Below are 18,553 nucleotides of genomic sequence, written 5' to 3' on the forward strand. Positions count from 1 at the left end.
TGGCGGCGCGGGGGGACGCGCGTATTTTTATAGCGAGTGGCTCGCCGGGTTGCCTCGATCGATCGGACTTGCGGCCCGACGCCTATGCGCATTGACTGTTGCGCGCGGATCCTTCGCGCGCAACCTGCGTCAATGAACAATACATGACTTTTTGTGCCATGCAACGATCCGGCGGCTCGCGATGTTGCGCCGAACCGTCAAGGCTTGCCTCTGGGCTTCGTCCGGGTTTGCGTCTGCCTCGGCATTCAGACCAGTTCGCGATACAGCGCGAGGTAGCGCTCGGCCGACGTGCTCCAGCCGAAATCCTCGCGCATCGCGCGCTGCTGGGTCGCCTTCCATTCGCTGCGCCGCGCGTACAGTGCAAAGGCACGGCGAATCGCGGCGGCGAGCGCCTCGGGCTCGAAGCGGTCGAAGACGAACCCCGTTGCGGCTTCGTCGGCGAGATTTTCGAGCGACGCGTCGATGACCGTATCGGCAAGGCCGCCGACCCGGTGTACGAGCGGCAGCGATCCGTAGGCGAGCGCGTAGAGCTGCGTAAGCCCGCACGGCTCGAAGCGCGACGGCACCGCGACCACGTCGCTGCCGGCGATGATCGCGTGCGCGAGGGCTTCGTCGAAGCCCAGTTCGACCGCGACCGACTCCGGATGCGTCTGCGCGACGCGTTGCAGGCCGGTTTCGAGCGCGGGGTCGCCGGTGCCGAACACGACGAGCTGTCCGCCGCGCCGGATGATCTCGGGCAGCGCGGCGAGCAGCAGGTCGAGGCCTTTCTGCTCGGTGAGCCGGCTCACCACGCCGAACAGCAGCACGTCGCTTTTCTGCGGCAGGCCGAAGCGCGCCTGCAGCGACGTCTTGCAGGCGCGTTTGCCGGAGAGGCGCGTATCGGTATAGCGCGCGGGCAGCAGCGCGTCGGTCGACGGCTTCCAGACCGTATAGTCGACGCCGTTGAGAATGCCCGACAGGTCGTGGGTGCGTTGGCGCAGCAGGCCGTCGAGACCGCCGCCTTGCGCGATGGTCTGGATTTCGCGCGCGTAGGTCGGGCTCACGGTAGTCAGGCGGTCCGAGAAATAAAGGCCCGCCTTCAGGAACGACATCTGGCCGTAGAACTCGATGCCGTTGATGCCGAAGAAGTCGGACGGCAGCCCGAGCATGCCGAACTGCTGCGCCGGGAAGACACCCTGATACGCGAGGTTGTGCACCGTGAACACGCTTTTCGCGAGCGGCCGGCTCCGCTCGCGTTCAGCGGCTTTCAGGTAGGCGGGCGCGAGGCCCGCATGCCAGTCGTGTGCGTGCACGATTTGCGGTGCCCACGCCGGATCGAGATGCTGCGCCAGCTGCGCGGCGCACCAGCTGAGCAGCGCGAAACGCTGCGCGTTGTCGCCGTACGGCACATGCTGCGCATCGAGATACGGGTTACCGGGCCGCTCGTAGAATGCGTCGGCGCGCACCACATAGACGATCACCCCGTTCGCCGCGAGCGTGCCCTGTTCGAGCGTCGCCTCGGGCGCGCCGAAGGTCCGCTCGAGACGCGCGACGGGCTTGAGGTCCGCGAGGCCTGCCAGCACGGACGGAAAGCCCGGCAGCAATACGCGCACGTCGGCCCCGAGCTCGATCAGCGCCGGCGGTAGCGCGCCGGTGACGTCGGCGAGGCCGCCTGTCTTCAGAAGAGGGTACAGCTCGCTAGCGACGTGCAGCGCGCGAATCGTCATAGGCGTCGTCCTCGCAGTCCGGATTCAATGGATGATTGATTGTGCCGCACTACCAGGTGCGCCGCAGCGAGCTAGCGTTGGGCGTCGCGTCTTAACGCCTCCGCCGTCACGAGCACGACGCCGCTCTCGGTGCGATAAAAGCGTTCGGCATCGCGCGCCGGGTCTTCGCCGATCACCGTGCCGTCCGGAATCTGGCAGCCGCGGTCGATGACGACCTTGCGCAGCCGGCAGCTCGCGCCGATCGTCACCTGCGGCAACAAGACTGCCTCATTGATGTTACAGAATGAGTTCACGACGACATTCGTCGACAGAACCGAGCGGGAAATCTGCGAGCCCGAGATCACACAGCCCGCGCAGACGATCAGATTGGTCGCCGAGCCTTGCAGCCCGTTCAGGTCGCGCACGAACTTGGCGGGCGGCAACTGCTCGAGATGCGTCCAGATCGGCCAGTTGCGGTCGTACAGGTCGAGCGTCGGGATGGTCGAGGCGAGGTCGAGGTTGGCGGCCCAGTATGCGTCGATCGTGCCGACGTCGCGCCAGTACGATTCGACGGTCGGGTCCGACGACACGCAGGACATGCTGAACGGATGCGCGATCGCCTTGCCCGACGTGACGACGCGCGGAATGATGTCCTTGCCGAAGTCGTGGTCGGTCGCCACGCTCGTGATGTTATCCTCGAGCTGGTCGTACAGGTACTGCGCGTTGAACACGTAGATGCCCATGCTCGCGAGCGCGATATCGGGGCGCCCCGGCATCGCAGGCGGATCGGCCGGCTTCTCGACGAAGCCCGTCACGCGGCGCTGTTCGTCGACAGCCATCACGCCGAACGCGACCGCCTCCATGCGCGGCACCTCGATGCAGCCGACCGTGCAGTCCGCGCCGCTTTCCACATGGTCCATCACCATGCGCGTGTAGTCCATCTTGTAGATATGGTCGCCGGCCAGCACGATGATGTACTTCGGTCCGATCGAACGGATGATGTCGAGGTTCTGGAATACCGCGTCGGCCGTGCCGCGATACCAGTGCGCGCCTTCGACGCGCTGCTGCGCGGGCCACAGGTCGATGAACTCGTTGAACTCGCCGCGCAGGAAACCCCAGCCGCGCTGCACGTGGCGCAGCAGCGAATGCGCCTTGTATTGCGTGACCACGGCGATGCGGCGGATGCCCGAATTGAGGCAGTTGGACAGCGCAAAATCGATGATGCGGTATTTGCCGCCGAAGTGGACGGCCGGCTTGACGCGCTTGTTGGTGAGCGGCCCGAGCCGGGTGCCGCGGCCGCCCGCGAGCACGATGGCGAGCGTAGTGTGTTGCAGATCGTTCAGGCTTGCCGGAGTATCCATCTGCGTCTCCCTCTTTGTCGACCCGCGTTGGCGCTTTAGCGCCTCCGCGGATTCTATGCAACGGCTGGTCGGAGTGGGCGCTCTAGCGCTTACTCCGATCCCAGTTGCGATAAGGTCAGCCCCCCGGATACACAAGCTGGCGTGCTGCGAACCGCGCATTGCGCGGCTATTGTTCTTATCTGTTGTTCTTGTGACCTTCCACAGCCTGGACCTGACGGACCCGGCGCGCAATGCGCAGGACGCCTTGCACATTGCAAGCCTCGTGCCTCCTCATGTGACCTGTCACGCGGGCTTGCCGGTTGTGCTTGCGCCAGCACGTTCCATCGACGCCAGGTAGAATCATCCGCTCCGATCCGCGTCCGTTCAAGTTCGGGTTATTGCTGCCATGCACCGCAATGAGCGGTGCTGTAAGCAGTACATAAGCCGCATAACCCGCGTCTCTCAATCAAGAACAAACCCATGAAATTGCGCCACACTCTCTCGCTCGCGTCGTTGTCTTCGCTTTTGCCCGCGGTTTCCACTTCGATTTCCCTTTCGGTTTCCCAAGTTTCGTCTGCCTTGATGGGCGGCGTCTGTGCGCTGGCGATCGCGTTTGCGCCAGCGACTTATGCGGCCGAGAGTGCGGGCACCGCGCCCCAGGCGGCATCCGCATCGGCTTCGGCGGCCGCCGACAACGCCGGACCCGCTTACGGTCCGGAACTCGAAGGCTTCGATTACCCGTTCCCGGTGCGACAGTTCAATTTCATGTCGCAAGGCGAATCCTTGCATATGGCCTATATGGACGTGCCCCCAGCCGACCCCGCGCATGCGAACGGCCGCACCGCGGTGCTGCTGCACGGCAAGAATTTTTGCGGCGCGACATGGGTCGAGACGATCCATCGGCTAAGCGACGCCGGCTATCGCGTGATCGCGCCGGACCAGATCGGCTTCTGTAAATCGAGCAAGCCCGAGCGTTACCAGTTCACCTTCCAGCAGCTCGCGCGCAACACACACGATCTGCTCGAATCGATCGGCGTCACGCGCGCGACGATGATCGGCCACTCGACCGGCGGCATGCTCGCGATCCGCTATGCGCTGATGTACCCGGACGCGACCCAGCAACTCGTGCTGGTCGACCCGATCGGCCTCGAGGACTGGAAGGCGAAGGGCGTGCCGTCGCTATCGGTGGACCAGTGGTATGCGCGTGAACTCAATACCACGGCAGACCGCATTCGCCGTTACGAGCAGGCCACGTATTACGCGGGCCAATGGCGCGATTCCTATGAGCCGTGGGTGCAGATGCTCGCGGGCATGTATCGCGGACCGGGCAAGCAACTCGTTGCATGGAATTCCGCGCTGCTCTACGACATGATTTACACGCAGCCGGTCTGCTATGAGTTCGGGCTGCTGAAAGTGCCGACGCTGCTGATGATCGGCGACAAGGACACCACCGCGATCGGCAAGGACGCCGCGCCGCCTGAGATGCGTGCAAAGCTCGGTCACTATCCGGAGCTCGGCAAGGCCGCGGCGCGCGCGATTCCGCATGCGACGCTCGTCGAATTTCCGACGCTCGGTCATACGCCGCAGTTGCAGGACCCGGCGGCGTTTCACAAGGCGCTGCTCGACGGCATGGCGGCGGTGCAGGGCGCGAAGTAACGCATCACCTGGTTTGTCCGTTCAACCATTCGCGGATGGTTGAACGGGCAACGAGCGGTTTTCTACTGAGCGGCCGCGCCGAGTTCGTCGCGAATCTGCGCGGCCATTTCGAACGAATGCAGCCGCGCCGCGTGATCGTAGATCTGCGCGGTTAGCATCAATTCGTCGGCGCCGGTCTGCTCGATGATCGACACGAGCTGCTCGCGCACCGTATCGCGATCGCCGATCGCCGAATACGCGAGCGAATGCGCAACGCTCGCCAGTTCGAACTCCGATGCTTCGATGCGATCGACGGGCGCCTGCAACTGCCCGGGCGTGCCGCGCCGCAAATTGACGAACTGTTGCTGCAGCGATGTGAAGAGCCGCCGCGCTTCGTCGTTCGTATCGGCTGCGAACAGATTGACACCGACCATCGCATACGGCCTCTCGAGCGCCGCCGACGGACGGAACTGCGCGCGATAGAGCTTCAGCGCCATCAGCATCTGGTCCGGCGCGAAGTGCGATGCGAACGCAAACGGCAAACCGAGCGCCGCAGCCAGTTGCGCGCTGAAGAGGCTCGAGCCGAGCAGCCACAGCGGCACGTTGAGGCCCGCGCCCGGCACCGCGCGCACGCGCTGGCCGGCGACCGGCTCGGCGAAATAGCGCTGCAGTTCGACGACGTCGTCGGGGAACGAATCGGCGCTGCCTTGCAGATCGCGGCGCAAGGCGCGCGCGGTGGTCTGATCGCTGCCCGGCGCGCGGCCCAGACCGAGATCGATGCGGCCCGGATACAGCGACGCGAGTGTGCCGAACTGTTCGGCGATCACGAGCGGCGCGTGATTGGGCAGCATCACGCCGCCCGAGCCGACGCGGATGGTTTGCGTGCCGCCAGCGACATGGCCAATCACGACCGATGTCGCCGCGCTCGCGATGCCGGTCATATTGTGATGCTCGGCCAGCCAGAAGCGCTTGTAGCCCCAGCGCTCGGCATGTTGTGCGAGATCGAGCGTGTTACGGAAGGCGTCGCTGGCGGTCGCGCCAACAGTGATCGGAGACAGATCGAGAACGGAAAAGGGAATCATGGCAATCCAGAGAGAGGCCGCGCGAGCGGCGCAGATCAGAGCGGATTGTGCCAAAGCACTTTCATTTCCGCTGAGGGCCGCTATAAGTCCACAATCGCCGCAGGGTTGGACCGATGCGGCGAGCGTGCCGACATCGCCGATGTCATTCATCTCGCCGATCTTGCCGATCTCGCGCCGCACGCAACCGCATTGCTCATGGAGCGGCCTTGCGCCGCGCGCCATAGCGTGTGAATTCGCACAGAAATTCGGGCATCCGCGCATTAGCCTGAAGCTGGCGCTGTCGACATGGCCGCAGCCTTCCTCGGACTTCGACGCCGGTCGCTTGAGCTCGTCACGCGTAGGTCGGCTACGCAGTGCACCCCCGGACGTAGCGGGCGACCGGCTCAGCCGGACGCTATTCCGCACGCATCAGCTGGACTGATAACCCGGACCTGTAACCTGGATTTGACCGATACGCTCCCCGCGTGATCGAAGTTTCGTCAGCCGATTCGGTGTAAACGCGCTCTCGCGTGTTCGTCGTTGCAACGCTAGATTGTGATCAATCGGCGCACAGTCGAGGGGCCAGACGGTCGCGCACGCGCGGCCGAGCAAAGCGATAGAGCCGCATGGACGCGGCCGGACAAAGCGGAGCATGCACGACGGCAGCGAGACGAAGCGTCCGTGGCCGTCGTGCTCCCGCGCTTACTTTCCTTCAGCTTTCCGCACATCAATCCGATCGGGCCGCGCCGCAGACGCGCGCCGCTCCGGCGCGTTCGTCTTGTGTTCGCTGCCTGCCGGTTTCGTCTCCGCTTCGTTCCTGCTTCGTCTCCGCTTCGTCCCCGCTTCGTGCCATTAAGCGCCGCTTCGCCTGTCTGCGGTATCCTGTCACGTCGTTGACTTCGTGACATACCGTCACTTTCCACGCTCTCAGATGGCCTTCCGCTATTCATCGCTGGTCGCGGCCACGCTCGGCGCATCGATTGCGCTTACCGGCTGCGACAATCAACAGACCGAGCACGCCGTGCAGAAGCTCAAGGATTTTTTCAACGCCATCAAGCCCGACGTGCTGCTGCTCAGAGGGCTCACGCCCGGCGTCACGACCGAAGCGCAGATTCGCGACCAGATGGGCAAGCCCGAAACCGAGCGCAATTTCACCGACGGTTCGAAGCGCCTCGAATATCCGCGCGGTCCGGAAGGCCTCAACACCTATATGGTCGACATCGGTCCCGACGGCCGGCTGCAGGCCGTCACGCAAGTGCTGACCGCGGCGAACTTCGCGAAAATCCGCATGGGCATGACCGAGGACGAAGTGCGGCGCCTGCTTGGCAAGCCCGGTCAGATCGCCGTTTATCCGCTCAAGCCCGAAACGGTGTGGAGCTGGAAGTGGCGTGAAGGCGGCGTCACCGAGGAAGCATTCTTCAACGTGCATTTCGATGCGAACCATGTCGTCTACACGACATCGCGCTCGGATGTGATGCGCGGTCATTGATCGGCTCATTGAGCAGCGAAAGGAACCACGGCAATCGCCGCAAAACGAGGAGGGCTCTGGCAGGTGGCGCATCGACGTCGTTACAAGAAGATCGGTCTCGTGCTCGGCGGTGGCGCCGCGCGCGGTTGGGCGCATATCGGCGCGATCCGCGCGCTGCACGATGCGGGCATCAAGCCTGACGTCGTCTGCGGTACCTCGATCGGCGCGCTGGTCGGCGCGGTCTATGCGCACGGCGACCTCGACTGGCTCGAGGACTGGGTGTCGCGGCTGACCTGGCAGTCGGTCGTGAGGCTGCTCGATCTACGCTTCTCGGGCGGGCTTTTCGGCGGCAAGAAGGTTATTCAGGTGTTTGCCGAGCGCTTCAACGGCTGCGAAATTCGCGACCTGAAAATGCCGTTCGCGGCGGTTGCGACCGAACTCGATACGGGACGCGAGACGTGTTTGCAGGAAGGCAGCGTCGTCGAGGCGGTGCGTGCGTCGATTGCGATTCCGGGCATTTTCACGCCGGTGTGGCATGAGGGCGTGTGGCTCGTCGATGGCGGGCTCGCGAATCCGGTGCCGGTGTCGGTCGCACGCGGCATGCGCGCGGACTGCGTGATCGCCGTCGATCTGAACAACGACATTCTCAATGGCCGCGATCTCGGCGGCTTGCTGCCGTTGCCGGCTACCGCGCGGCCCCGTACGAGAGCACGAAGACGGCCGGCGCCGCGGGCAGCCGCGCCGGTACCGGTCGACCCGCTGGAGAATCCGCTTCACCCGCAAGCCGATGTGCTGATCACCGGGCCGTCGCTCGCGGATCAGCTTGGGACCGCATCCGCCGCTGCCGCTGCCGCGTCGCCCGCGCTGCGTCGTAACGGCAAGCCGTGGCCGCGCTGGCTGCAGCCGGCGCCGGGGTTTGAAGGCGGCGGCGACATGCGGATCGGCGACGTCCACGCGGGGGATATGCGCGGAGCCGACGTTCGCGTGCCGCCCGCGCCGAGCGCGCGCATTCCGTCGATGCTGAGCTCGATCGCGCAAAGCATCGACATCATGCAGGTGCGTATTACGCGCAGCCGCCTTGCCGGCGAACCGGCTGACGTGCTGATCCAGCCGCGTCTCGGCGGCCTCGGTATCTTCGATTTTCACCGTGCGGAGCCAGCCATCGCTGAAGGACGGGCGGCCGTCGAAGCGATGCTTCCGGCCATCCGCGCGCTGCTCGGCGAGTGATGCGGGTTCGCGCCGCGCGGGTTTGCGTCGGCTCGCGTGGGTTCGCGCCACACCGGTTTGCGCGGGTTTGCGTGGGTTTGCGTCGTCCGGCGCTGTTCCGCGCGGTTTCATATGGCATGCTCAGCGTCACGCCGTGCTGCCCGGATATGCTATTTTCCGCGCTGCGCCGTACCTTGCCTTTGTGCGGCAATGCGGTGATGCTGATGCCGTCGCATGCGTTGCCGCTTTAACGTAGTCGCCTGCACGTTGTCGCCTGCAAGTTGCAGCTTCGAGGCTGCCGCTTTGAAGTTGCCGCTTCAAGGCGCGGCACCGTTCCGCGCACCTTGATGCGGCGTCATCGACTCCTCTGAACTGGAGACCATCTTGCCCAATAACACGCAAGCTCAAGCCGAAGAAGCCTGCAAGCTCGTCGTGCAGGACATCCATAAGCGCTATGGCGACAACGAAGTGCTGAAGGGCGTGTCGATGAACGCGCAGAAGGGCGATGTGATCAGCATCATCGGCGCGAGCGGCTCAGGCAAGAGCACGTTTCTGCGCTGCATCAACTTTCTCGAGCGGCCGAACGCGGGCAAGATCATCGTCGACGGCGAAACGGTGCGCACCAAGGCGGACCGCAACGGCAATTTCGAAGTGGCGGACCACAAGCAGTTGCAGCGCATCCGCACGAAGCTCGCGATGGTGTTCCAGCACTTCAACTTGTGGGCGCATATGACGGTGCTCGAGAATGTCGTCGAGGCGCCGATTCATGTGCTCGGCCTGTCGCGTCACGAAGCCGAAGAACGCGCGCGCACCTACCTCGAGAAGGTCGGACTCGCGCCGCGGCTCGAAAAGCAGTATCCGTCGCATCTGTCGGGCGGGCAGCAGCAGCGCGTCGCGATTGCGCGCGCGCTCGCGATGAACCCGGATGTGATGCTGTTCGACGAGCCGACCTCGGCGCTCGATCCCGAACTCGTCGGCGAGGTGCTGAAGGTCATGCAGGCGCTCGCCGACGAAGGCCGCACGATGATCGTCGTTACGCACGAGATGGGCTTCGCGCGCAACGTGTCGAATCACGTGATGTTCCTGCACCAGGGCCGTACCGAAGAGGAAGGGCCGCCCGCTGAAGTGCTCGGCACGCCGAAGAGCGAACGGCTCAAGCAGTTTCTGTCCGGCAGCCTCAAATAGCGGGCATGCATGACGCGATCGATCCGCGCCGATTCCGGCAGTAGTCTTGATAAAAGCGCTGGCACACACGCTGATAAAAGCGCTGGCAACAGCGTTGGCACATACGCTGATAAAGGCGCTGGCATTCGCGCTGGCAAAAGCACAGGCACACGCACAGATACACGCGCTGACATCAACGTAGAAGCCGGCGCTGACATCAAGGCAGGCACCAGCGCAGACACCGGTGCCGACAGCCGTCCCGGCACCCACGCGTCGCGCACCACGCGGGTCGCGATCGTCGCGTTGCCGCCGGTGTCGATGTCCGGTGTCGGGCCGATCGTTGATACATTGCATCTTGCCAATGAAATCGACGGCCGCGCGCTATATCGCTGGCAGGTCTGTTCGTGGGACGGCCGCGCCGTGCCGTTGGCAGGCGGCGCGCAATGGCCGGCCGACGCCGCATTCGGCGATGCGATTGCGTGCGACTGGCTGATCGTGATCAGCGAGCGCTTCCAGCCCTTCACCGACCACCGGCTGTTTCTCGCGAGTCTCGCGCGCGCCGCCGCGCGCACGCCGCTGGTGAGCGGCATTCATCACGGCGTCTGGTGGCTCGCGATGGCGGGCCAATTATCCGGCTATCGCGTGAGCGTCAACTGGGAGACGTACCAGCAATTCACCGAGCAGTTCGAGCACGCGATCGTCACGCAGCAGATCTTCGAGATCGATCGCGATCGCGCGACCTGCGCGGGCGGCCAGGCGAGCGTCGACTTCATGCTCGCGATGATCGCGCGCGACCATGGTCGCGCGCTTGCCGAACGGATCGCCGATGCGCTTGGCGTCGGCACGCTGCGTGCGGGTGCCGAGCGGCAGCGCATTCCATTCGTGACCGCGCCGGGCGAACGCCATCCGCGTCTCTACGACGCGCTGCTGCTGATGGAAGCGAACATCGAAGATCCGCTTACGACCGACGAGATCGCGGGCCTCGTCGGCGTATCGCGGCGTCAGCTCGAGCGGCTATTTCGCCAGTACCTCGGCGCGATGCCGTCGCGGTACTACCTGGGCCTGCGGCTCTCGAAGGCACGCACGCAGTTGCAGCGCACGAGCAAGTCCGTCGTGCAGATCAGCCTGGCGTGCGGATTTTCGTCGGCCGCGCATTTTTCGAATGCTTACCGCGAGCGGTTCAATGTGACGCCGCGAGAAGAGCGCCGCAACTGGCTCGAAAAACAGCAGTCGGCAGATGGGGCGGCAAGCGGGGCGCTGGCAGAGCCTGCCGCGCCGGCCGGGCCACGGCCGGCCGGACTGCGCGTGCCGCCCGAGCGCGACGAACCATAGCGCGGCGAACCTTGGCGCGGCTAATCCTGGCGCGGCTAATCCTGGCGCGGCGAACCCTGGCGCGGCGAACCCTGGCGCGGCGAACCCTGGCGCGGCGAACCCTGGCGCGGTGAACCCTGGCGCGGTGAACCCTGGCGCGGCCCACCCTGGCGCCAACCCTCGGCGCGGCGCACCCACCCCAGGATCTTCGATAGAACACGTCGCGTATGCGCAAGACGGCGCGCGCTTCGTTTTCTACACTATGGGTATTACCGCCACGAGGATCCGTCATGAACGACCAGAATGTGACACGCCAGACCTTCGACGAAGTGATGGTGCCGGTGTTTTCGCCCGCACCGTTCGTGCCGGATCGGGGCGAAGGCTCGCGCGTCTGGGACACGCAGGGCCGCGACTATATCGACTTCGCTGGCGGTATCGCCGTCACCGCGCTGGGCCATGCGCATCCGGAACTGCTGAAGGTGTTGCACGAGCAGGGCGCGAAGCTCTGGCATATCGGCAACGGCTATACGAACGAGCCGGTGCTGCGCCTCGCGAAGCGTCTCGAGGACCTGACGTTTGCCGACCGCGCATTCTTCGCGAACTCGGGCGCCGAAGCGAACGAAGCCGCATTCAAGCTGGCGCGGCGCGTGGCGTTCGAACGGCATGGCGCGGAAAAATACGAGATCGTTTCCTTCACGCAGTCGTTTCATGGCCGCACGTTCTTTACCGTCAGCGTCGGCGGGCAGCCGAAATACTCGGAAGGCTTCGGGCCCGTGCCGGCCGGCATCATCCATCTGCCGTACAACGATATCGACGCGGCGCGCAAGGCGATCGGCCCGCAAACCTGCGCGGTGGTGGTCGAACCGATTCAGGGCGAAGGCGGCGTGATTCCGGCCGATCCCGCGTTTCTGCGCGCGTTGCGTGAAGCATGCGACCAGCACGGCGCGCTGCTGATTTTCGACGAAGTGCAAACGGGCGTTGGCCGCACGGGGTTCTTCTACGCATATCAGGACACCGATGTGACGCCGGATATCCTGACCACCGCGAAGTCGCTCGGCAACGGCTTTCCGATCGGCGCGATGCTGACCACCAACGAACTGGCCGCGCACTTCAAGGTCGGCGTGCACGGCACCACCTATGGCGGCAATCCGCTCGCATCGGCCATCGCGCTCAAAGTGGTGGAACTGATCAGCGATCCGAAACTGCTCGATGGGGTCCGCTCGCGCAGCACGGCGCTGCAGGAAACGCTCGCAAAACTGAACGAGCGCTTCGGCATCTTTACGCAGGTGCGCGGCAAGGGGCTTCTGATCGGCGCTGAGCTTAACGAGGCATTCAAGGGACGCGCGAAAGACTTCGTCACGGCGGCGGGCAAGCATGGGCTCATCATGCTGATGGCGGGCCCGGACGTGCTGCGCTTCGCACCGTCGCTGATCATTCCGCTCGACGATCTGCACGAAGGGCTCGCAAGGCTCGCAAAGGCGATCGAAGAAGTGGTCGGCGCGACGGCCGCGTCGCACGCCAAATAGCCTGCACGGGGAACGACGATGCTCTTCGTACGCCCCGGTCGCCTCGCCGACCTCGACGCGCTCGAACAGATGGCGCGCGCCGCGCAGCCGGTGCTGCATTCGCTGCCGCACGACCGCCGCGCGCTCGAGGCGCGCGTCGCCTTATCGGAAGACTCGTTTCGCGCGGAAGCGGATTTCCCAGGTGAGGAGTTCTATCTCTTCGTGCTCGAAAATAGCGAAACAGGCAAGCTGCTCGGCACCGCGAGCATCGTCGCCGCGGCCGGTTATTCGGAGCCGTTCTACGCATTTCGCAACGATGCGCTAATTCATGCGTCGCGCGAGCTGCATGTGAACCGCAAGATCCACGCGCTGACGATGTCGCACGAACTGACCGGCAAAAGCCGTCTCGGCGGCTTCTATATCGAGCCCGAGCTGCGCGGCGCGGCGACGGCACACCTGCTGTCGCGCGCGCGGATGATGTATATCGCCGCGAACCGCAGGCGCTTCACGCCCGAGGTGTTTTCGCTGCTGCTCGGCGTGACCGACGACGCGGGCGTGTCGCCGTTCTGGGAAGCGGTGGGCCGCAAGTTCTTCGGGCGTAATTTCGCCGATATCGAAGTGCAGTCGGGCGGACGCAGCAGCACGTTTATCGCCGAGGTAATGCCAAGCTATCCGATCTATGTGCCGCTGTTGCCGGAAGCGGCGCAGCGCGTGCTCGGCGAGCCCGACGAAAAAGCGCTGCTCGCGTACGAGATTCATCTCGAAGAGGGCTTCGAGACCGATCGCTATGTCGATATCTTCGATGCGGGACCGGTGCTGACCGTGCAGGTCGATCGCAGCGCGTGCGCGAAGCGCAACGAGATGCGGGCTGTGCACGCGAGCAACGAAGCGCCGCCTGACCGCGCGCTCAGCGCCACCTATATGGTTGCAAGCAACCGCCCCGGCGAATTCCGCTGCGTGCTGGTCGATTTGCCGCGCGAGCATAGTGCCGGCGCGCCGCTGCCGGCCGCGGCCCGTGCCGCGCTCGGCGTGAACGACGGCGACACGGTGCGCTGCGTGATCCTGCATCAGGAAGAGAACAACGCATCTGCGGAGGACGCTCAATGATCGTCGTGCGTGTCGTACAGACGGGCGATCTGGACGCGCTCGTCGCCCTTGCAGGAGAAACCGGCCCCGGCCTCACCACGTTCAAGCCCGATCGCGCCGCGCTCGAGGCGCGTATCGCGCGCTCGCGCCGCACGCTCGACAATCACGCGGCGCCGCACGAGCAAGGCTACCTGTTCGTGATGGAAGACAGCGCGACGGGCGATATCGCGGGCGTATGCGGCATCGAAACGGCAGTCGGTCTCGATCAGCCGTTCTATAACTATCGCGTGAGCACGGTCGTGCATGCGAGCCAGGACCTCGGCATCTGGACGCTGATGCGCGCGCTCAATATCTCGCACGATCTGACCGGCTACGCCGAACTGTGCTCGCTGTTCCTGAGCCCGCGTTATCGCTCGAGCGGAGTCGGCGGCTTGCTGTCGCGTTCGCGCTTCATGTTTATCGCGCAGTTTCGCGAGCGTTTTCCGCAGCGCATCTGTGCGGAACTGCGCGGCCATTTCGATGCGGAAGGCACGTCGCCGTTCTGGCGCGCGGTCGGCTCGCACTTCTACCAGATCGATTTCAATGCGGCCGACTATCTGAGCTCGCATGGCCGCAAGTCGTTTCTCGCCGAGTTGATGCCGCGCTTTCCCGTGTATGTCGATTTGCTGCCCGAAGAAGCGCAGGAATGTGTCGGCCTCACGCATAGCGATACGCTGCCCGCGCGCAAGATGCTCGAAGCCGAAGGGCTGCGCTATGAAAACCACGTCGATATCTTCGATGCGGGCCCGGTGCTCGAATGCCATATCGCCGATTTGCGCACGATGCGCGAGAGCGTCGTCGTGCCGGTCGAGATCGTCGGCGCGGCGCATGCATCCGCTGACGGCCAGCGCGAACCCGCGCAGGGCAGCGACCGCGAAGCGCCGCGCTCGCTCGTCTCGAATACGTCGCTCGACGATTTTCGCGTCGGCATGGCGCCGGGCATCGTTGAAGCAGGCGTGTTCCGCCTGTCTGCTGACGCAGCCGCGGCGCTGCGCGTGAACGCCGGCGACCCCGTGCGCGTGCTGGCCACGACGCATGCACCTAAACAGAAACAGGGATCAGCATGACCGAACTATTGATCGACGGCAGCTGGACTGCAGGCAGCGGCGCGGCATTCGCGTCGCGCAATCCGGGCACGAACGACATCGTGTGGCAAGGCAGCAGCGCATCGGCCGACGATGTGGAGCGCGCAGTCATAAGCGCGCGCCGCGCGTTCCCTGATTGGTCCGCCACACCATTCGAAGCGCGCTGCGCCATCGCGCGCCGCTTCGCCGCGCTATTGAGCGAACGCAAGGAAGCGCTTGCCGCAGCGATCGGCCGCGAGACCGGCAAGCCGCTATGGGAAGCGCGCACCGAAGTTGCCGCGATGGCGGCGAAAGTCGATATCTCGATCCAGGCTTACCACGAGCGCACCGGCGAAAAGCGCGCACAGATCGCCGACGGCACCGCGGTGCTGCGGCATCGTCCGCATGGCGTGGTTGCCGTGTTCGGTCCATACAACTTTCCGGGGCACTTGCCGAACGGGCATATCGTGCCCGCGCTGATCGCGGGCAACACGGTGGTGTTCAAGCCGTCCGAACTCGCGCCGGCCGTTGCGCGCGCAACGGTCGAGGTGTGGCAGGAAGCGGGGCTGCCCGCGGGCGTGCTCAATCTCGTGCAGGGCGAGAAGGACACGGGTGTGGCGCTCGCGAATCACCGGCAGATCGATGGGCTTTTCTTTACCGGCAGTTCCGGTACGGGCACGTTCCTGCACAAGCAGTTCGGCGGGCGCCCCGAGATCGTGCTGGCACTCGAAATGGGCGGCAACAATCCGCTCGTCGTGGCCGAGGTGGCCGATCTCGATGCGGCCGTGCATCACACGATCCAGTCGGCGTTTTTGTCGGCGGGGCAGCGCTGCACCTGCGCGCGACGCATCCTCGTGCCTGACGATGCGTTCGGCGAGCGCTTTATCGAGCGTCTTGTCGACGTCACCTCGCGGATTCGTGTCGGCGCTTACGATGCAGACCCTCAGCCGTATATGGGCGCTGTTATCACCGCGCGTGCGGCTGCGCGGCTGGTCGATGCGCAGACGCGCCTCGTGGACGGCGGCGCACGCACCCTGCTCGCAATGCACCAGAGCGATCCCGCGCTCGGCTTCGTGAGTCCCGCGATTCTCGATGTGACCGACGTGGCGGATCTACCCGACGAAGAGCATTTCGGGCCGCTCGCGCAAATCATCCGCTACGACACCTTCGATGCCGCGATCGAACGCGCGAACGACACCGCGTACGGACTTTCCGCAGGCCTGCTCGCCGACGACGAAACGCAATGGACGCATTTTCAGCGTGCGATTCGCGCCGGTATCGTCAACTGGAACCGGCCGACCAATGGCGCGTCGTCGGCCGCGCCGTTCGGCGGCACCGGCCGGTCGGGCAACAACCGTCCCAGCGCGTACTATGCGGCCGACTATTGCTCGTACCCGATGGCGTCGGTCGAAAGCGCGCAACTGCAAATGCCCGCGAGCGTGTCGCCGGGCCTTCATTTCTAGGGATCGGACCATGCGAGCGATCGAAGCGAATTTCGACGGGCTGGTGGGCCCGACTCATAACTATGCGGGCCTGTCGTTCGGCAATGTCGCGTCGCTGTCGAACGACAAGTCGGTCGCGAATCCGAAGGCCGCCGCGAAGCAGGGGCTGCGCAAGATGAAGCAGCTGGCCGACCTCGGTTTCCGGCAGGGCGTGCTGCCGCCGCAGGAGCGGCCGTCGCTGCGCCTGTTGCGCGAACTCGGCTTTTCGGGCGCTGACGCGAACGTGATTGCGAAAGTCGCGAAGGAAGCGCCCGAACTGCTCGCCGCCGCCAGTTCCGCGTCCGCGATGTGGACCGCGAACGCGGCCACCGTCAGCCCCTCGGCCGACACCGCGGATGGCCGTGTGCATTTCACGCCGGCGAACCTGTGCAGCAAGCTGCATCGCGCGATCGAACACGAATCGACTCGCCGCACGTTGCGCGCGATTTTCGCGGACGAAAGCCGCTTTGCGGTGCACGAAGCGCTGCCGGGCACGCCGGCGCTCGGCGACGAAGGCGCGGCGAACCATACGCGCTTTTGCGCGGCGTACGGCGAGCGCGGCATCGAATTCTTCGTGTACGGCCGCAGCGAATACCGGCGCGGTCCCGAGCCGAAGCGCTACCCGGCGCGGCAGACTTTCGAGGCGAGCCGCGCGGTCGCGCAGCGGCATGGGCTCACTGAAGAAACTACCGTCTACGCGCAGCAGAATCCCGACGTGATCGACGCGGGCGTGTTTCATAACGACGTGATTGCGGTCGGCAACGGGCGCACACTTTTTTGCCATGAACTTGCGTTTGTCGACTCCAGCGCGGTGTACGACGAACTGCGCGCGAAGCTCGCCGCGCATCATGCGCCGCTCGATGTCATCGAAGTGCCGGATGCGCTCGTGAGCGTCAACGATGCGGTCACGTCGTATCTGTTCAACAGCCAGTTGCTGATGCGCGAGGACGGCAAGCAGATGCTCGTCGTGCCGCAGGAATGCCGCGAGAACGAGCGCGTCGCGCGTTATCTCGACACGCTCGTCGCGGGGTCCGGTCCGATTGATGAGGTCGAGGTTTTCGATCTGCGCGAAAGCATGAAGAACGGCGGCGGCCCGGCGTGTCTCCGGCTGCGCGTCGTGCTCACCGATACCGAGCGCGAAGCGGTGTTGCCCGGCGTATGGATCGATGATCGGCTATTCGGCTTGCTCGATGCGTGGATCGACCGGCACTATCGCGACCGGCTTGCGCCAGGCGATCTGGCGGACGCGCAATTGCTCGACGAATCGCGCACGGCACTCGATGAACTGACGCAAATTCTGCGTGTCGGATCGCTGTACGATTTTCAACGCTGAATTTCTGCACAATTTTCAACGCTGCATTTCAAGCGCTGGATTTTCCAGAATCACCACGCGGCAGAGGCCATGATGCTCGACGACTTTCTTGCCTACACGCTAGGCGGCCATGCACCCGATGCCACGCAACGCGAAGGCGTGTGCGCAAACGGCGTGCGCTGGAACTGGCTCGACGATGGCGTGCTGCAATTCGAGCCTGCAGCGGCCGGGCGCAATGCAGGTCACGATGCAGATCATGAAGCGGCAGTGCACAGCGTGCTCGCGTCGGCCGGCATTCATGGCGACGAAACCGCACCGATCGAATTGCTGTCGATGATCGTGCGCGATATCGCAAACGGCCGCGCGCGGCTCACGTGCCGGCTGCTCGTCGTGCTCGGCAATGTCGCGGCGATGCGCGCCGCGTGCCGCTATATCGACGACGATCTGAACCGCCTCTTCAGTGGCCGTCACACGCAGTTGCCGGCGAGCAGGGAAGCGCCGCGCGCTGCGGCGCTCGAACGCGCAGCCGCGCAATTTTTTGCGAACGCGCCGCAACGGCGCAGCGCGCGCTGGCATATCGATATGCACACGGCGATCCGTGCCTCGGTGTTCGAGCGTTTCGCGCTGCTGCCGCATACGGGCGAACCGATGTCGCGCGCGATGTTTGCATGGCTGCGCGATGCGAACATCGCAGCGGTGCTCGTGCATTCGGCGAAGAGCACGACGTATTCGCATTTCACATCCGAGGCGTGCGGCGCCGACGCATGCACGCTCGAACTGGGCAAGGTGCGTCCGTTCGGACAGAACGATCTTGCGCGTTTCGCAGGCGCCGATCGCGCGTTGCGTAACCTGATTTCGGGGCAGTGTGATGACCGCCGCGCTCACGCCCGTTCGATCGATGCGACGGCGAGCCGAGATGTGCAAAAAGCCATACCGCTGCCACGTGTCTTCACCGTGATCGATCAGATCACGAAACACAGCGACGCATTCGAACTGCTCGTCGAAGCCGACGTGCCAAATTTCACTGCGTATCCGCAACACACGCTGATCGCGCGCGACGGCGGCTATCGCTATACGGTGAGCCATCCCGAAGAGCGCATCGTGTTCCCGAATCCGTCGGTAAAACCTGGCCTGCGCGCGGGACTGATGGTCGTCGAAACGACAGAGCATGCGCTCGCGTCACTGCAATAAGCGAA

At 64.7% G+C, this 18,553-nt stretch carries 14 protein-coding genes and 1 pseudogene; 12 read left to right on the forward strand and 3 right to left on the reverse strand.

What is annotated here, in order from left to right:
- Nucleotides 1–245: 245 nt before the first annotated feature.
- Together glgA and glgC are read right to left on the reverse strand one after the other, a co-directional pair.
- The gene (gene glgA, locus KZJ38_RS09050; RefSeq protein ID WP_219799729.1) at nt 246–1,706 is read right to left on the reverse strand and encodes a glycogen synthase GlgA; all 1,461 of its coding nucleotides are present in this window, start codon (nt 1,704–1,706) and stop codon (nt 246–248) included.
- 71 nt (nt 1,707–1,777) lie between these two features.
- Nucleotides 1,778–3,046: a glucose-1-phosphate adenylyltransferase gene (gene glgC, locus KZJ38_RS09055; RefSeq protein WP_219799730.1), complete on the reverse strand. Its 1,269-nt coding sequence runs from the start codon at nt 3,044–3,046 to the stop codon at nt 1,778–1,780.
- A 561-nt stretch (nt 3,047–3,607) separates the two neighbouring features.
- On the opposite strand from glgC, the gene KZJ38_RS09060 reads away from it, so the two are divergent.
- Complete coding sequence (locus tag KZJ38_RS09060) at nt 3,608–4,681, forward strand: alpha/beta fold hydrolase (RefSeq protein WP_219800187.1); 1,074 nt, start codon at nt 3,608–3,610, stop codon at nt 4,679–4,681.
- Between the two features lie 62 nt (nt 4,682–4,743).
- Here the strand turns inward: KZJ38_RS09060 and KZJ38_RS09065 are convergent, their stop codons facing one another.
- Nucleotides 4,744–5,742 (reverse strand): LLM class flavin-dependent oxidoreductase, encoded by a 999-nt coding sequence (locus tag KZJ38_RS09065; RefSeq protein ID WP_219799731.1) that lies wholly within the window; start codon nt 5,740–5,742, stop codon nt 4,744–4,746.
- Between the two features lie 910 nt (nt 5,743–6,652).
- On the opposite strand from KZJ38_RS09065, the gene KZJ38_RS09070 reads away from it, so the two are divergent.
- The 11 genes and pseudogenes from KZJ38_RS09070 to astE all read left to right on the forward strand — a co-directional run bounded on the left by KZJ38_RS09070 (nt 6,653) and on the right by astE (nt 18,548).
- Nucleotides 6,653–7,210 carry a hypothetical protein gene (locus tag KZJ38_RS09070; protein WP_219799732.1) on the forward strand — a complete coding sequence of 186 codons (558 nt, stop codon included), beginning with the start codon at nt 6,653–6,655 and terminating at the stop codon, nt 7,208–7,210.
- A 63-nt stretch (nt 7,211–7,273) separates the two neighbouring features.
- On the forward strand, nt 7,274–8,416 hold the full coding sequence (locus KZJ38_RS09075; protein ID WP_219799733.1) for a patatin-like phospholipase family protein: 1,143 nt from the start codon (nt 7,274–7,276) through the stop codon (nt 8,414–8,416).
- A 363-nt stretch (nt 8,417–8,779) separates the two neighbouring features.
- Nucleotides 8,780–9,580, forward strand: coding sequence for an ABC transporter ATP-binding protein (locus tag KZJ38_RS09080; protein ID WP_219799734.1), 801 nt, complete (start codon nt 8,780–8,782; stop codon nt 9,578–9,580).
- Between the two features lie 297 nt (nt 9,581–9,877).
- Entirely contained in the window at nt 9,878–10,891 is a 1,014-nt protein-coding gene (locus KZJ38_RS09085) for a GlxA family transcriptional regulator (RefSeq protein WP_219799735.1), read from the forward strand.
- Nucleotides 10,827–10,973 (forward strand): annotated as a pseudogene (locus KZJ38_RS37095) (DUF3106 domain-containing protein); the annotation flags it as partial. The gene KZJ38_RS09085 and the pseudogene KZJ38_RS37095, both read left to right, overlap by 65 nt.
- A 187-nt stretch (nt 10,974–11,160) precedes the next feature.
- Nucleotides 11,161–12,396, forward strand: a complete 1,236-nt coding sequence (locus KZJ38_RS09095; protein ID WP_219799736.1) for an aspartate aminotransferase family protein — start codon at nt 11,161–11,163, stop codon at nt 12,394–12,396.
- A gap of 18 nt (nt 12,397–12,414) precedes the next feature.
- Nucleotides 12,415–13,482 carry an arginine/ornithine succinyltransferase subunit alpha gene (gene aruF, locus KZJ38_RS09100; protein WP_219799737.1) on the forward strand — a complete coding sequence of 356 codons (1,068 nt, stop codon included), beginning with the start codon at nt 12,415–12,417 and terminating at the stop codon, nt 13,480–13,482.
- Nucleotides 13,479–14,567, forward strand: coding sequence for an arginine N-succinyltransferase (astA, locus tag KZJ38_RS09105; RefSeq protein WP_219799738.1), 1,089 nt, complete (start codon nt 13,479–13,481; stop codon nt 14,565–14,567). The genes aruF and astA overlap by 4 nt, the downstream gene beginning before the upstream one ends.
- Nucleotides 14,564–16,027 (forward strand): succinylglutamate-semialdehyde dehydrogenase, encoded by a 1,464-nt coding sequence (astD, locus tag KZJ38_RS09110; RefSeq protein ID WP_219799739.1) that lies wholly within the window; start codon nt 14,564–14,566, stop codon nt 16,025–16,027. The genes astA and astD overlap by 4 nt, the downstream gene beginning before the upstream one ends.
- A 10-nt stretch (nt 16,028–16,037) precedes the next feature.
- On the forward strand, nt 16,038–17,378 hold the full coding sequence (astB, locus tag KZJ38_RS09115) for an N-succinylarginine dihydrolase (protein WP_219799740.1): 1,341 nt from the start codon (nt 16,038–16,040) through the stop codon (nt 17,376–17,378).
- A 72-nt stretch (nt 17,379–17,450) separates the two neighbouring features.
- A complete protein-coding gene (gene astE, locus KZJ38_RS09120; protein ID WP_219800188.1) occupies nt 17,451–18,548 on the forward strand; it encodes a succinylglutamate desuccinylase in 1,098 nt (365 codons plus the stop codon).
- Nucleotides 18,549–18,553: the final 5 nt, after the last annotated feature.

The organism is Paraburkholderia edwinii, from assembly GCF_019428685.1.
Classification (GTDB): domain Bacteria; phylum Pseudomonadota; class Gammaproteobacteria; order Burkholderiales; family Burkholderiaceae; genus Paraburkholderia; species Paraburkholderia edwinii.

Coding starts and splice junctions, on each gene's coding strand:
- glgA (WP_219799729.1), bottom strand. CDS start 1,706: ATGACGATTCGCGCGCTGCACGTCGCTAGCGAGCTGTACCCTCTTCTG.
- glgC (WP_219799730.1), bottom strand. CDS start 3,046: ATGGATACTCCGGCAAGCCTGAACGATCTGCAACACACTACGCTCGCC.
- KZJ38_RS09060 (WP_219800187.1), top strand. CDS start 3,608: ATGGGCGGCGTCTGTGCGCTGGCGATCGCGTTTGCGCCAGCGACTTAT.
- KZJ38_RS09065 (WP_219799731.1), bottom strand. CDS start 5,742: ATGATTCCCTTTTCCGTTCTCGATCTGTCTCCGATCACTGTTGGCGCG.
- KZJ38_RS09070 (WP_219799732.1), top strand. CDS start 6,653: ATGGCCTTCCGCTATTCATCGCTGGTCGCGGCCACGCTCGGCGCATCG.
- KZJ38_RS09085 (WP_219799735.1), top strand. CDS start 9,878: ATGTCCGGTGTCGGGCCGATCGTTGATACATTGCATCTTGCCAATGAA.
- KZJ38_RS09095 (WP_219799736.1), top strand. CDS start 11,161: ATGAACGACCAGAATGTGACACGCCAGACCTTCGACGAAGTGATGGTG.
- aruF (WP_219799737.1), top strand. CDS start 12,415: ATGCTCTTCGTACGCCCCGGTCGCCTCGCCGACCTCGACGCGCTCGAA.
- astA (WP_219799738.1), top strand. CDS start 13,479: ATGATCGTCGTGCGTGTCGTACAGACGGGCGATCTGGACGCGCTCGTC.
- astD (WP_219799739.1), top strand. CDS start 14,564: ATGACCGAACTATTGATCGACGGCAGCTGGACTGCAGGCAGCGGCGCG.
- astB (WP_219799740.1), top strand. CDS start 16,038: ATGCGAGCGATCGAAGCGAATTTCGACGGGCTGGTGGGCCCGACTCAT.
- astE (WP_219800188.1), top strand. CDS start 17,451: ATGCTCGACGACTTTCTTGCCTACACGCTAGGCGGCCATGCACCCGAT.